The organism is Paraburkholderia sediminicola, assembly GCF_046026855.1.
Classification (GTDB): Bacteria; Pseudomonadota; Gammaproteobacteria; order Burkholderiales; family Burkholderiaceae; genus Paraburkholderia; species Paraburkholderia sediminicola_A.
On the sequence record NZ_JAQQET010000028.1, the window covers coordinates 48814 to 63352 of the forward strand.

Sequence of the window (14539 nt, forward strand, 5' to 3'; positions counted from 1 at the left end):
GAAAATTTGAAATCTTTAAGGGGAGGACTCCTCGCTGACTACGTCACGAGTCGTGTATCTGTGGATATAGAGAGCAACTTTTTGCCGCCAGACGATGTGACTACAGCAGGTTGCTCCGTGGCAGGAATAGCAACTTGCACCACAGATGACCTGGAGGGAGAAGGAGACCATGGTTGACCGAACTTACGCCGAAGTTGTTACGTTCAACGCAAAAGCGGGTATCTCGCGAGCACGCACAATTTTCGGCGGTGCCATCGGGCATTTTGTCGAATGGTTCGAATTCTCGATGTATGGTCTGCTCGCACCATATTTCTCGCAGCAGATGTTTCCGATGCATGACAAATTTCTGGCTATTCTCACGAGTTTTTCGATCTTCGCCGTTGGCTACCTGGCGCGCCCACTCGGCGCAATAATCCTGTCCCCGCTCGCGGATACGATGGGGCGGAAAACATTGCTGTCTTACACTATTCTCATGGCCGGCGCGGGTAGTGCGATGATTGCACTGACGCCGTCATACGACCAGATCGGTATTGCGGCTCCTATCCTGATGACTGTCGCACGTATCCTTCAAGGATTCTCTGCCGGTGGGGAGTTCCAGACTGCGGTCACGTTCCTGAACGAAAGCTCCTCCAGCCGTAACAGGGCGTTCAGCGCATCTTTCCAGATGTTGTGCATTGGTTTGTCCATTCTTTGTTCGACGGCCCTGGTGACGGTCATGACCTCGACAATATCGCACGAAGCTGTATCGCAGTGGGGGTGGCGGATTCCCTTTGGTCTTGGGGCACTTCTGTCTGTGGTTGGCATCTTTATTCGAAATCGCTTGCCGGAATCCCCCGTCTTCGAGCATGAGAAAGCAAAGTCGCACGATCGAGATATTGAGCGTGTGCATATTTTTGCCCGTCACGCAAAGGAAATTATGCTGGTTTTCGTCATTCAGATGAACTCCGTGCCCTATGTCCTGGTAATGATCTTTTTCCCCACATATGTAAGGGTCTTGAACAGTGCTGATCATGTGAACGCGTTGGCGTTGAATCTTGTCGCTACCGCGGTATTCTGTGTTTCCATTCCGGCGCTGGCATGGTTGTCGGATCGAATTGGCCGAAAGCCATTTCTGATCGCGCCTGCATTGGTTTTCACCATTTTGCCTTATCCGGTGCTGAATCTGCTCGGTCCGAACGTGAGTTCCCTCACGACACTGCTGATCGTTTGTGGGGGCGCAGTCGCGGTCGGTTCTACCAACGCAGTCTTCGGAACAGTCGTCTCTGAACTCTTTCCAACGTCCATCCGCGCAACGGCAATCGGGATACCGTATGCGATATCTTCCGCCCTGTTTGCGGGCACTGCCCCCATAGTCGCAACGTCTCTCTTCAAAGCGGGTGGCAATACCTTTGTTGCGGCGTATCTTTCTGCTATTGGTGCCATATCTCTCGTTCTTTTCATATTCGTGTTGCCTGAGACGTATGGACGATCGCTTGAATCGGAGCCGGACTGAGCCTGCGTGGATATTTGCCAGTGACAGTTGTCTAAAGTTGACGGCACGCGACCAAAGCGGATTGCGGCCAATCTTCTGGATGGACAGTATGTTTTACGCCTCATGGGATGCGTGCATTCCTCATACGGACAAGTGGTTAAACATGCCGTCGCTGGGCAGGATTCGTCATCATCCGCAAGGCACAACGCTTTACCGCGAGCACGCCCAGCACAAACATTTCCATCTCATTCGCTCTGGTTTCGTCCAGGCGGACATGATGCACCCTGACGGACGGCGGTTGCTGCTGGAACTCATGGGACCTGGCACGCTGTTCGGCGAGGGGGCTGCTTTTGACAATGGGATCCGGTATATAAACGCCCGCTGTGTTACGGAGGTCGCTCTCTCAACTTATTCGCCGGAGGATATTACCGGTTGTAGCGATGCCGTCGAACTGTTGGCCAGCCTGATTCGAATCATGAGCGGAAAGCAACGAATCCTGGCAGTGAAACTGCTTCAATTTTCGAGCGATGACCCCGAGAGCAGGGTGAGGCAGCTTTTGGCGCGTCTTGCCGCGGTTCGACGGCGTGCCGCTGGCGACGGAACTACTGGCACGATCGAAATACACTTCAGCCAGGAGCAGATCGGCGAAATGTGCGGTTTGAGTAGGGTCAGCGTATCGCGATCTTTGCGCAAGCTTGCAGATGAAGGGGTGCTGGAGACTCACGTCAAACGGATCGAAATAACAAACGCCCCAAAATTGTGGGGCGTTTGACGGGTCCAGCTGCAACGTGCCGCCGCGCTGGAAGGATGGTTAGAATTTATACCGAATGGCCGCGCGGACTACCGTCTGGTTCATAGATGAGGATACGCCTGCCGCACCCGATACATAGGCGGTGTCGAGCACGGTTCCAGACTTGCCACCGCCAACGCGTTCATAAGCTCCCTGAATATAAACGTCGGTACGTTTGGAGATGAAATAGTCTGCCATTAACCCAACCGTATGATAGTGAAGATTGCTATTGCCGTTGGTTTTTTCGACTTCTGCCTGGGTAAAGATATACATCGCGCCGAGCAGGATATCAGGCCGCACGTAGTATGTTCCGTTCAATTCAAAGTTATTGAAGCGGAGCGCCGTAATGGTGGCGCCCGGAGAAGCTATCGACCCGACAAAGATCTGCGTGCCCGTCGCAGCGGGATTCAGGATTGAGGAATGCGTATACGACGCGGCCAGCGTAGCCGATGCAAAGTTGTACTTTGCACCGACTCCATAGATCTCGAGAGAGCTTGCTACAAATGAGGTCGCGCCGCTTGCGAGTGCACCGTCCGCTGACGCTCCCGGGTTGTTGGCCTTCAGATATGCCGCCGAAGCTGACAATCCGTTCCATGCATATCCCACGCCCAGGCTATACAGGCGGTTGGCTGCGAAGTTACTCTGGTTGCTCAACCCATAGGTGCCTCCGAAATGGAAACCACCGACGTTGGGACTCGTATACTTCACAGTGTTGTTTGCCCGGAACGTATTGTCAGTATTGTCGTTGTCCAGGGGATGCGCGAACAGATAGCCAGCCCAGCTACCATTGGCGGTCAGTGGACCGAGGTAATCAACAACGGAATCGTATTGTCTTCCAAGCAATACAGTCCCGTATGTTGCATTCCCAAGGCCAACGAAGGCCTGTCGACCGAACATCCGGCCGCCCTGGCCTAATGTACCGTTGCTGCCGTTGAAGCCGTTTTCGAGTGTGAAAAGCGTTTTCCAGCCACTACCGAGCTCTTCGGTCCCTTTCAATCCCCAGCGACTACCCTGAGCATACCCGCTCGTCATTTGCCATGCAGAATGGCCTTCCACGTTGCTTGTGTAGTCGACGCCTTCGTCGAAAATTCCGTAGAGAGTGACGCTCGACTGCGCTTGCGCAGCGAAGGACGCGACAAGACAGGACGCAAGGACAATATTTTTTTTCATAAGGATACCTATATATTATAGATCGTTACCGATAGATGACGTATCTGGCGTTATCGCAGGATGGGCCGCTCAGTTATCCTGCCGGAGTCTTCCATCCAAACTCACTTCCGGCCGCGATTGAGCTCGACAGTGCAGAGAAATCGTACTTCTCCGAAAAGTGGCGTTCTGTATCTCCAGAAACATGCACACTGAGCGTTTACGCTGTGTTCTGGTTCGACGCCTGCGCCGGAGGGCAGGTCGAAAGCGTTGGCATATCATCTGAATCGATGGGCCGATGCTCCTGCTTTTCTCGCAGTGTCAACCTTACTGTTTGGGGGAGAGCGAGCGAACGTTCCCGCGTGCGGCATGCCTGTCGAGTCAAAGAGCGCAACGGTAAGCGCCTTATCCCGGGAGATACTCTCCTCGGCGACACGTTCGATCAGGCGAACCCGTTATTGCGAAAGCTTTGAATTGAGGGCGTTCTATACCGAGCGGAGAATCGCACCTGAGCCTCAACGAAACGCGCGAATGCCAGTACCTTTGCGTCATCATGCTTGCGCCCGACAATCTGCAGTCCGACCGGCAGACCATGCTCCGACAGCCCGACAGGAACTGATACGGCGGGGTGGCCTGATAGATTGAAGGGGTATGTGAAGTAGGACCAGTCAACCGCGCCGAAATGTTCCATGCCAGGCGGTTGATCTGATCCTGCAGGAGGTGCAACTGTCGGGGTGCAAGGCGTGCAGAGCAGATCGAACCGGTCGAATATGGCATCGATAACTGCATATGCAAGCAACCGATCCCGGCCGAACCGGCGGACCTGGTCTGCGTCGGGTGATAACGCTCTCAACGCTAGTGTCAGAGATGGGTCCAGATCCGGAGAATCAGATAGCTGTCCCAATCGCGATTTGATTCCTCCATAGAATTCCGCATTCCATAGGTCCCGAAAAGAAATTTCTGTCCCAAATTCGAACGACTCGATGCCCGAACCAACAGACTTCTCGAGCCATTCATATGCGATTGCTTCGACGTCGGGGTCCGCCCGTTGATCGTTGATCGCATTGCACCAGCCAACAGAAAGCTCGATTGGTGACCGCATTTCATAAAGTTGAGCTGTCGATCCGACAGGATATGAAAAAGGATCGCACCGGTCATAACCCTGAACCACAGCTAGCAGCAACTGGATGTCGTCGACGGCGTTGCCTAGAATTCCGACATGCGCGAGGGTGGGCGTCGCCGACGGAGGCCAGACGGGTATGCGGCCAAACGTCGGCTTGTAGCCCACGACGCCGCAGAAACTGGCGGGAATCCGGGATGAACCGCCACCATCCGTTCCAAGCGCTACTGGAAACATGCGTGTTGCTACGCCAGCCGCGGCCCCAGCGCTTGACCCCCCCGCTGTTAGCACTCTGTTCCAGGGATTCAATGTGTGGCCGGTAAGTGGTGAATGTCCGACCGCCTTACTGCCCAACTCGGACGTTGTTGTCTTGCCGAGTATGCACGCGCCTGCGTTTCGAAGTCTGGCGACAGACGGAGCGTCGTGCTTCGCAATCTCGCCGGCGAACAGGCGCGACCCGAGTGCGAAGGGCACACCCTGGACAGATATAAGGTCCTTCACGCTGACGGGGACACCAGCCAAAGGACCGGGGTACCGGCCCTCCGCGATCAGGCGATCGACGAAGTGAGCTTGCTTGATTGCGGCGTCGAAGTCGCGGTAGGCAAAGACGTTCAGCTGCTCGTCGGTCTTCTCACAACGGTCGACAAATGATCTTGTTACCTGTCGAGCCGATACCTTACCCTGAAGGACAAGCTGCGCCAGGGCGGACGCAGGTAGCTCGACAATTTCATCGTTCAGGACGGTCATGTATCGGGCTCCCGGTTTGACTGGTATCAACTGCTATGCGTCTACATAGCGTTTCGGCTCGTATGAAACGGGCGGCCAAGGTGCGCTTCATTCAACGGACATTTCCTTGGCGACGGGCGCATCCGGCCATGCAAGGATGTCACCAACGTTCGTTTGCTGGCCGCCGTAAAGCAGCCAGACCACGTCGACGCGGCCGATAATCTTGTCGATGCGGAAGCGGCCCGGAAACTGGTCTGCGATCTCAAGTGCCGTGAAACCTGAATCGAACTCGCCTGCCAGGAGCCTGCGGGCTGTGTCAGCATTGGAGAGGGTGTTGTATTGCTCCTCCCATTCCTCAGGGCGGAAATAGCCGGCGGTAGCGATCATGTAGCCGACCGAGCGCGGTTTGTCGACGTCAGCGCGCGTGAGCACGCCCATTTCCTTTGTTTTACCGATCCAACAGTCCGCCAGGAACACGTCCTTGTAATGGCGCTCGATTGTCGGTGCAACGTCCGGATGTGCGCAAACCTGCACGGCGTAATCAGCTGTTCCGTTCCGGATCATGTCGACAGCGTCGAAGAAATGTTCGATATAGATGATCTCCGCGTCTTTTACTTTGCGAAACGCAATGTAGCGTCGCGTATTAAGGTCATGATTGCTACCGGCCGGGCCAAGCGTTGCAAATTTGATTGTCATGTTCAGGTCCGTAGAAGGTGTATTGATGCATGGTAAAAGCGGATGATTTAGCTTTCTGCATCTGCAGACACAAAGCTCGACCGAAATCGCCGTGGAAGCATCGACGGCCAGGGGGACTCACGTGCGCGCCGTCAGGGGATCCTGCCTGACCGTCAGGTCGGGGGCTGGAAAGCCTTTGGGGCTCTTGTCATGCTGCTGATACGGAAGAATGCACCCGCGCACCGGCAGTAGAAGGGACGAGAATCAGATGGACCTGGCGGCCGCTTTTATTTAGCTGACGCCGGTTGCCATTCAGACTACTCCGGATATCGGTTCCGGGCCATGTGGACAGAACGGATATTCATCCTCGAGTCAAAAGCTTAAGGATCCGGCCGTCATGCCTTACATGGAGTGCGTCAACAATCCGCACGGTGTCAGCGGCGGGATGGGCTGCGTTGAAGAGGAAGTTGTAGGCGAAGGGAACGACCGCGCTCGTTTCTGTCTGCAGCCACTCCGTGCTCGCGCCGCGTGACCAGTCAGGATTCTGCCGCCAGTCGTCCGGGACATCGGCATCCGTGATTTCAGCGACTGGAACGTCATCGTCCACCTCGACACTTCAGTAGAAAGTTTTGGTTTGCTGGGACGCCTGGGCGATGGGAGTCGCCATCGCGAAGTATCATTCGACGTCCTGCCGGCAACGCGGCGTCTTCTTTATACCGGGCTGACTACCGCCGAGGTTCGCGAGTCGCCTTGCGGCTTCGCGTTGGACCAGTGCCTTGAGCGCTTCGCGCACAAGCGCCGATTTTTCCTCCAAACCCGTATAGGCTTGAGCCTTAGCGAGTAGTTCGTCGTCGAGAACGATGGTAGTACGCATGAGCACTTACAACAGAAACAACTGACCGAGGAAGGCCACTACGGAGTCTTCGGCACGGCCGGTGCCCGTACCGAAATGCCTGGCTGCTCGCTGTGCATGGGCAACCAGGCACAGGTGCGCGAAGGCGCGACTGTCATGTCGACTTCGACGCGCAACTTCCCGAATCGCCTGGGCAGGAACACGAACGTTTACCTCGGCTCGGCAGAACTCGCGGCGATCTGCTCGCGGCTGGGCAAGATCCCGAGCAGGGATGAGTACATGGCCGACATGGGCGTGCTCAATGCCAGCAGCGACCAGATCTACAAATACATGAACTTCGACCAGATCGAAGACTTCAAGGAAATCGCGAATACCGTGCTGATGTAAGCGCGTTGTCCTCGTTGTAGCGTCGCGCGATGGCGCCGTAGGCCGAAAGCCTTCGGTGCCATTTTTTGCGCGGCAGTGGAGGAGCGGTCAGTTGAGGTCGCTCATGCGTAAGCGCCCGGTCATCCCGTTCGAGTCGGGCCGAAGGTCTTGGGAATATGCGCGCACCCAATCCAGTGAGTCGCGCGCCGTAATCTACGACCGTGCCAACAGCCGTGCAGGCGGACAAGCGCGCGCCTTCCTCACAGGTTGTATGCGACGATTACAACGAGTACACAAGGCTGGGCTCCAGCAGGGCATGACGGGAATCGGATGTGCGGCATACGCGAGTCGCGGCGATGTTGGATGTCGAAGAACGCCGCAAGCTCCGTCAGAGCCGGGCGAAGCCCGTGTGCGACGCTCCTTACCAAGGGTTGGCGGCGCTCCGACAGCGTGGACTACAACCTCAAACGCTCGGAGGCGCTTACGCGCAATCTCGACCGGGGGCACGTACCCATAGACAACAATCGGGCCGAGGATCAGACGCGTCCATGGGTCATCGCAAGAGCCAACAGGTTGTTCGCCAGCTTGCTTCGAGCAGGACCGTGCGCTGCCTCCATCATGAGCTTGATACGCTGGGCTCAACTTAGTGGCCACGAGCCGCACCTTATCTGAAGGACATCATTATGCGACGGCCGCCCTCCAGAGCCACCGACATCGTCATCGCCGGCTGCCGGCAGTGATCGTCGATTAGTGAAACCCGTTAAGACGGGTTCCCCGGCCATTTACGAATGCCGGACAGGCCTTGCAACGTCACTCCGCGGCTAGTTTTTCGAACTGCACGCTGATCGGTCGAATCAATTCAAGCAACCTTGGTAATGCCGTTTTCATTGCGGACTCGGTCCAGCGATTGAGAGGTCCGGAGACAGTTAGCGCGGCAACCGCGCGCGTGGCACCGTGTATGGCGATGGATACCGATCCAACGTCCGGCGTCCGCATGCCCGCGCCAATAATCCAGCCCTGATGCTGTGCCGTTGCAACGTCCCGGCCAAGGGCTGCGCAGTCGATGCCGTTTCGTGCAGCAACGTCTAGTTGGCGCTGGAGTTCTTGATCAATCAGCCCGGACAATAAGATGCGTCCCGACTCGCCTGCATAGATTGGAAGCGTCTCGCCTAACGGGACGACCCTACGCACAGAATGCGTGCCGTCCACAACTTCCACGCAGACGCGCCTGTCACCGCAACGCACGTGCAGCGACGCTGTCTCGCCGAACTCCTTCACGACCAACTCCATGGACGGTCTCGCCAATCGGCCAACGTCCAATCGACGCGAAACGCTCATGCTCAGAGACAACAATTCCGAACCGACAGTATACCCACCAAGGACCGGGTCACGCTGGACGAACCCCGCATTCTCGAGCGACCGAATCAGTCGATATGCCACGCTCTTATGCAGACTGATGAGTTGCGATATCTCATCCAGCGATACCGGTCGAGCGTGCACGACAATCGCTTTCAACGCGACCAGCGCCCTATCGACGGTCTGTGAGCCACCCGAAGTGATGGTTTTCAGACGACATCCCTCCTATTTCCGCGAAGCAACTACCATGCGGACACAAGCCGCCTGCCAGTTCGCTCCTGATGCAACACGATTGCTAACCGGCCTAGTCCGACCGTTCAGCTCTGTGATCGACCGTCTCTCGATAGTCAATGCGATATCCAGACGCCCGAACCGTCCCATTTCGCCTCGACGCCCAGGATTGTATGACTCGATTTTTGTCCAACGCCGATTGCAGAATTCCCAGCACGATTGTTCAGGATTCCGCCTTCTGTTCGGATCCGTAACTTTCTATATTCGGAACTGAAGAAGATTATCTTGCCCGATACGCTGCGTCAAATTGAATTTCACGACCGTAACGGCGTAGCCGCGGAAATCAAAAGAAAACGCTGCCGCTTTCGATCGCCGGCCAGCAAGCGGGCTACTCCGCGAGCTGCCCGCCGCGTCGCGCGGCGTAGCAGGCATCTCCACTCAGAAAAGTCTTCGGGTATCGAAGGATTGACATCCGGTCACAACGAATGCAGAGTTTCGCTTATAGATAATTAACTTCCGGATACAGAAACGTATATCGTGTGTTCTGCGGTCACGGCACAGCCCCCTCCGAGCGCGTAGCTACAAAGACATTGACATTGGTGAACGAAATGAACGGACTTTACGTCGGCGAGGAAAGCGCCGAAGCCTATGGCTACCCCGCAGTTGGGCGGTATTTCCAGGGTGATCGCTCGAAACCTTTGATCGTTTTTGTGCCGGGAGCCCACCATAACGCCCGAATTGCTTATGGCGGGCACGAAGGAAGTAGGGTCGAGGACTTTCTTGCGCACTGGATCACCAAGCTGAGATACAACTTCCTAGCCATTTCTTACCCGATTGCAACGGCCAGCGGATTCATGAGCGGCCTTCCTGCACCCGGCTTTTCGGCGCAAATGTGGGGGCAGCAGATTGCAGAGCTAGCTTCATCCGCAATACTTCGCCATAAATTGACTGGGCCCGTCGTCCTACTTAGCTGGAGCATGGGTGGCAAGGCGGTACAACCCGCATTCAAAGCAGCAACCTCGATGGGATTGACGGTCGCCGGAGCCATTTCGATGATGGCAACTCCGGGAATTCCTGGCTTGTCACCGCAGATCGAACTCAAGAAATCCGCTGTTGGGTACGCAGATCGCAGTGTCGACTATTCCAAATGGATTCGGCAATTGATGGAGGTGAACCGAATCAATCAGGGGCGGGAGATAATTCCAGAGAGGACCTATCTCGCGGATTATGTAGGTGATATTCCGGTCGGATTAGAAGGCCTCGGCGAAGTGTATAAGAATGGCGCGTACCAATTCGACTCGATCCAGCAAGCAAACGACTATGGCGCATTCGAATTTGCAGATTATCCACTAGTGGCTGTGCTCGCTAATGACGGCCGCTTGGACTACGAACACGTCGTAATGGATGCCAACTGGTGGAGCATCTACAACGCACAGACGCTTTTATCTCTTTTGCGCCGATCCGGAAACGAACCTTCAAGATTTGACGACGGCCAGTGGCGGCGTCTCAGAGAACTCTCCGTGAATATCCGGGAACGGTTGGTAATCCCGATCGAGGGTAATCATTTTGCATTTGTCGGAGAACATGGAGCTTCCAGGGTCGCGCTCGCGATTGATCAGGCGGTATCCGGTCTTGAATCGATATATCACTCGATTGCATCATTTTGCAACGTCAGTAAGATTGGCCGGCATTGACAATAATAACGGCGGTGAAGTCTACGCTCCTGATCACCCTAAATATAATTTAGGTCTACTGAATTACAAAAGATCGGAGACGATTCTAGGCAGACGAGTGTCTGCGTGTGTTTGAGGCCCCTACATTAGCTAGCGCCGCCCCAATCCTACGAACGTTCACAATCGCGCGACGACGATCAAGGCCGGCGGCAGCGTGCGACGTCGATTGTGGGTGTTTCGCGACCGAACCTGTGACGCATAGGCTCGGCGTTAAAGGGAACTCCACTTCACGGAGACCTGAGTGATCGAATTGAGTAGCGATACCGTGGCGAGTTCAAGCGCGACCCAGCATCGCGCCTGGTAGGCACTAACCAAGCGCACATCGTCGGATGTGTCCCACGGGCAAGAAACTACCCGACGACGGGTCCGCTGCGCAGTGCAGAAACGCCAACGATAGGTCTTAAAAATGAATCTATTTAGATCGAAAATTATCGCTTTTTTGAATTTATATGGCTACCTAGACTTTGCCTGACGTGATCCTGTTACAGACATGCATTTCACCGTAGTAAGTCGGTTTGCACAATATGCATCACTGAGCGTGGTTCATCGGCAGATCGTCGGCTTCCTCCAACAGTGCATCGCAAGGAGGAAGGGTTTATTTCGGCAACTAGAGAACGCATCGGCTGCGATGCTCACCATTCCCAAGGAGGAGTCCATGAAATTGCTATCAAAATACGTTGTCGCCGTCATCGCCTGCAGCACAGTCTTTTCACCGATTGCACGAGCGAACGGATTGGACGACATCAAGTCCCGCGGAACGCTAATCTGTGGAGTCATGAGCAACGTCGAGCCCTTTGGTTTCCAAGATCCTTCGACGCGGCAACTGCAAGGATACGATGTTGACTTCTGCAATGCCATTGCCAAGTCCCTCCACGTAAAGCCTGAGCTCAAAGCGGTGTCGCTCGAGGCCCGCATCCCCGAACTCACTCAGGGTCGCGTTGATATCCTCGCGGCGATCTTGGGGTGGAACCCTTCTCGTGCCGAGCAGATCGACTATTCGGACACATACTTTGTGAGCCAGCAGCGGGTAGCTGTAATCGCATCATCATCTTACAAGCAGCCAACGGACCTGGCTGGTAAGCGCGTCAGTGTTATTAAGGGTGCCAGCACCCCAGCCTTCCTCAAGAGGGCAGTGCCGACGGCAGAGACCGTCAGCTATGACGATACACCGTCAGCAGTTATGGCGCTTGTGCAACACAAAGTGGAGGGCGCAGGTATGTCTGAAACCATCCTGCGCCGCTTCGTCGCCAAGCTCGGTCCGTCGGGCGATCTGAAGGTGATCAGCCCGTCCCTGGGCGAGGAGCCTTGGGGGCTCGGCATCAGAAAGGGAGAGCCTGAGTTGCAGAAGGCGGTCAACGCGGCCCTTCAAGAAATGGAGAAATCGGGAGAGGCTCAGCGCATTTTCGATAAGTGGCTCGGACCAAAGTCAGTCTATGACATGAAGCGAGAGTTTCACGTCGAGCCCATCAAAGGTTGACTGCAATCTAAATTGCTTATTGAGACCCGTCATGTCAATGCATCTCGATTTCTCTGCGATCTTTCTGCCGCAATATCGAACCCAGATTCTCCACGGAATCGAGTTTACAGTTTGGCTGACGGTCTCAAGCTGGATTTTAGCAATCGGACTTGGTACTGTCCTCGCAACGATGCGCATGTCCGGCAGCAAAATCGCAGAATATTTTGTTGCGATATATATCGCATTTCATAGGAACGTGCCGGTCCTTGTTCATATCCTACTTTGGTATTTCGGCGTCGCGACGCTGCTGCCGGCGAATGTTCAAGTGTGGACAAATGCGCACAATGGAGAAGTTATTTTCTCCTCGATCGCAATCGGATTATGTATGGCGGCCTATTTTTCCGAGGACATTCGCAGCGGGTTGCGGTCTATCCCGTGGAGTCAGCACGAGGCATCACGGTCACTCGGATTGACCTATCTTGGGTCGATGCGCTATGTCATTCTGCCCCAAGCCTTCCGGATTGCCCTGCCTCCGTTTATCAATCATACCGTGTTGCTCTTTAAGAATACTAGCCTTGCAATGGCTATTGGCGCTGCCGAAGTAACCTACGCTGTTCAGGAAATCGAAAATCACACGTTTCGTACCTTCGAGACATATCTGGTCGGAACAGTATTTTATCTCGTTGTGTCGCTCGGCCTCATGTTCGTGGGAGCTGTTGTGGGGCGAACCACCCGTATTCCGTCGAGGTGAGTGTGTTAGATATCTTTTATGAAAATTGGCATATTCTTCTGGTTGGGCAATTTCCAGAAGGCCCGTTAGGCGGATTGGCGCTAACATTGCTTTTATCTATTTTCGGCTTGATTATTTCGTTCCCGATAAGCATCTTGCTAGCGCTTGCACGCCTTTCATCTTTGCGCCTTTTCAGCGTGCCGGCCACCGTGTTCGTCTACTTAATACGCGGCGTACCCTTGATCATGCTCATATTCTGGAGCTATTTCATGGTGCCGCTGCTCTTGAAACACAGCGTGTCCGGGTTCACGACGCTACTTTGCACTCTCATTGCCTACACGGCCGCGTACCTGTCTGAAGTAGTCCGCGCAGGGATTTTGGCCTTGCCGAGGGGGCAAACCGAAGCGTCAAGGGCATTGGGTCTCAGTTACCGGCAGACAACGGGCAGTATTATCTTGCCGCAGGCGCTGTACAACATGGTACCGAGCCTCGTCACTCAATTCGTTTCAACTATAAAGGACACGTCGCTGGGCTACGTGATAAGCGTGCAGGAACTGACCTATTCTGCAAATCAGGTAAACAACAGCCTGCTGACGCGACCGCTCGCGGTCTTTTTGACACTCGCTATGATGTATTTTGTAGTGTGTTTCTGTTTATCTCAACTAGCCAACTTCCTTGAACGTCGTATTGAGCGTCGACGTTCCGGCAGACCTGCAACAGCGCGGAGTTACTCAAATGATTCAATTCTCCAAAGTGAATAAGTGGTATGGCGAGTATCACGCTCTCGTCAACATTAACGCGGAAATCGCGAAAGGCGAGGTGGTCGTCGTCTGTGGACCGTCTGGATCGGGAAAGTCCACTCTCATTCGTACTGTCAACAGGCTTGAAGAGATTCAAGAGGGCGTAATCAAGTTGGACCAACAGGACGTCCATGCCCCCAAGTTGGATCTGAACAAATTCAGAAGCCGTGTCGGGTTTGTATTTCAGCAATTCAACCTCTTTCCCCACCTTTCCGTGCTCGACAACATTTGCCTTGCACCCGTTAAGGTTAATTTGATGAGCAAAAGGGCGGCGGTGGACAAAGCCATGGCCCTACTCGACCGGGTGGGTCTGGCACATAAATCTGCGGCGTATCCACAGCAATTGTCAGGAGGGCAACAGCAACGCGTCGCCATTGCCCGCGCACTCGCTATGGATCCGCCCGTCATGCTCTTCGACGAACCGACGAGCGCGCTCGATCCCGAGATGGTCGGTGAGGTTCTGAGCGTGATGAAGGACCTCGCTAGGGACGGCATGACTATGGCTTGCGTGACGCATGAGATGAATTTTGCGCGTGAAGTCGCCGATCGCGTCTGGTTCATGGATCAGGGCGAAGTACTGGAGGACTCTTCGCCAACGAAGTTCTTTTCCAGGCCCACTCATCCGCGGGCCCAGACCTTCCTGTCAGATATTTGTTCGCATTGAGGCGAAACTGTCGCGCGTCAGATTTGACTTTGGATTTATGCCCAACCGCATCATCCAAATGCGAGTTGTAGGCACTGTCGATCCCACGCTCGCTCCGTTCGCATTACTGCCGTTATCAATTGCGACGTTGCGCAGTCTTTGAGCAACGTCGAGAGGTCGAAGGGGCCTGCGGGGGGGCGAAGCGCGTTGGTAAATTGGATTCCTCCGGAAGTCCGGGCGTTGTGACGATGCGCACGCCGGTCTGCTCTAGCGATCAGTCGGAGCGATGGGCGTGGTTGCATTGGCAGTTTCGGGGCTGTCCGATTGAAATGGAAGTCCGCAGGGACAGATTTCATGATTGCAGTATCAGTATTGTACGGCGATCGAAAATGTCCCATGCGGTGGCTGCGCCGCACGAAACACACAGTCAGGAATCTCAAGTC

The 14539-nt window shown here is 54.8% G+C and carries 14 protein-coding genes and 1 pseudogene; 9 read left to right on the forward strand and 6 right to left on the reverse strand.

The genetic code is table 11. The features are described from left to right. Positions 1–169 precede the first annotated feature (169 nt). Positions 170–1492 carry an MFS transporter gene (locus tag PQR40_RS27215; protein ID WP_408393003.1) on the forward strand — a complete coding sequence of 441 codons (1323 nt, stop codon included), beginning with the start codon at positions 170–172 and terminating at the stop codon, positions 1490–1492. Between the two features lie 88 nt (positions 1493–1580). Next, positions 1581–2243, forward strand: coding sequence for a Crp/Fnr family transcriptional regulator (locus PQR40_RS27220; protein ID WP_408393001.1), 663 nt, complete (start codon positions 1581–1583; stop codon positions 2241–2243). A 39-nt stretch (positions 2244–2282) separates the two neighbouring features. On the opposite strand, the gene PQR40_RS27225 is transcribed toward PQR40_RS27220, so the two are convergent. The 5 genes from PQR40_RS27225 to PQR40_RS27245 all read right to left on the reverse strand — a co-directional run bounded on the left by PQR40_RS27225 (position 2283) and on the right by PQR40_RS27245 (position 6802). Beyond that, positions 2283–3431 (reverse strand): porin, encoded by a 1149-nt coding sequence (locus PQR40_RS27225; protein ID WP_408510232.1) that lies wholly within the window; start codon positions 3429–3431, stop codon positions 2283–2285. A gap of 418 nt (positions 3432–3849) precedes the next feature. Continuing rightward, positions 3850–5274 carry an amidase gene (locus PQR40_RS27230; RefSeq protein ID WP_408510233.1) on the reverse strand — a complete coding sequence of 475 codons (1425 nt, stop codon included), beginning with the start codon at positions 5272–5274 and terminating at the stop codon, positions 3850–3852. A gap of 87 nt (positions 5275–5361) precedes the next feature. Then, positions 5362–5949: a hypothetical protein gene (locus PQR40_RS27235; protein WP_408392994.1), complete on the reverse strand. Its 588-nt coding sequence runs from the start codon at positions 5947–5949 to the stop codon at positions 5362–5364. A 340-nt stretch (positions 5950–6289) separates the two neighbouring features. Then, positions 6290–6535, reverse strand: a complete 246-nt coding sequence (locus tag PQR40_RS27240; RefSeq protein ID WP_408392991.1) for a hypothetical protein — start codon at positions 6533–6535, stop codon at positions 6290–6292. 69 nt (positions 6536–6604) lie between these two features. After that, a complete protein-coding gene (locus PQR40_RS27245; protein WP_408392988.1) occupies positions 6605–6802 on the reverse strand; it encodes a type II toxin-antitoxin system VapB family antitoxin in 198 nt (65 codons plus the stop codon). Between the two features lie 6 nt (positions 6803–6808). Here PQR40_RS27245 and PQR40_RS27250 point away from each other — a divergent pair. Then, positions 6809–7168 (forward strand): annotated as a pseudogene (locus tag PQR40_RS27250) (aconitase family protein); the annotation flags it as partial. A gap of 342 nt (positions 7169–7510) precedes the next feature. Further along, complete coding sequence (locus tag PQR40_RS27255; protein WP_408485535.1) at positions 7511–7819, forward strand: IS66 family transposase; 309 nt, start codon at positions 7511–7513, stop codon at positions 7817–7819. Positions 7820–7957: 138 nt separating this feature from the next. Here the strand turns inward: PQR40_RS27255 and PQR40_RS39085 are convergent, their stop codons facing one another. Then, complete coding sequence (locus tag PQR40_RS39085; protein ID WP_459252570.1) at positions 7958–8716, reverse strand: IclR family transcriptional regulator; 759 nt, start codon at positions 8714–8716, stop codon at positions 7958–7960. A gap of 626 nt (positions 8717–9342) precedes the next feature. Here PQR40_RS39085 and PQR40_RS27270 point away from each other — a divergent pair. The 5 genes from PQR40_RS27270 (at position 9343) to PQR40_RS27290 (ending at position 14117) form a co-directional block, all read left to right on the forward strand. After that, positions 9343–10428 carry a hypothetical protein gene (locus PQR40_RS27270; protein ID WP_408392980.1) on the forward strand — a complete coding sequence of 362 codons (1086 nt, stop codon included), beginning with the start codon at positions 9343–9345 and terminating at the stop codon, positions 10426–10428. A gap of 694 nt (positions 10429–11122) precedes the next feature. Continuing rightward, the gene (locus PQR40_RS27275; RefSeq protein WP_408392978.1) at positions 11123–11944 is read left to right on the forward strand and encodes an ABC transporter substrate-binding protein; all 822 of its coding nucleotides are present in this window, start codon (positions 11123–11125) and stop codon (positions 11942–11944) included. Between the two features lie 37 nt (positions 11945–11981). Beyond that, positions 11982–12674 carry an amino acid ABC transporter permease gene (locus PQR40_RS27280; RefSeq protein WP_408510248.1) on the forward strand — a complete coding sequence of 231 codons (693 nt, stop codon included), beginning with the start codon at positions 11982–11984 and terminating at the stop codon, positions 12672–12674. 2 nt (positions 12675–12676) lie between these two features. Beyond that, positions 12677–13414: an amino acid ABC transporter permease gene (locus tag PQR40_RS27285; protein ID WP_408392976.1), complete on the forward strand. Its 738-nt coding sequence runs from the start codon at positions 12677–12679 to the stop codon at positions 13412–13414. Further along, positions 13389–14117, forward strand: a complete 729-nt coding sequence (locus PQR40_RS27290) for an amino acid ABC transporter ATP-binding protein (protein WP_408392973.1) — start codon at positions 13389–13391, stop codon at positions 14115–14117. Before PQR40_RS27285 ends, PQR40_RS27290 begins: the two co-directional genes overlap by 26 nt. Positions 14118–14539: the final 422 nt, after the last annotated feature.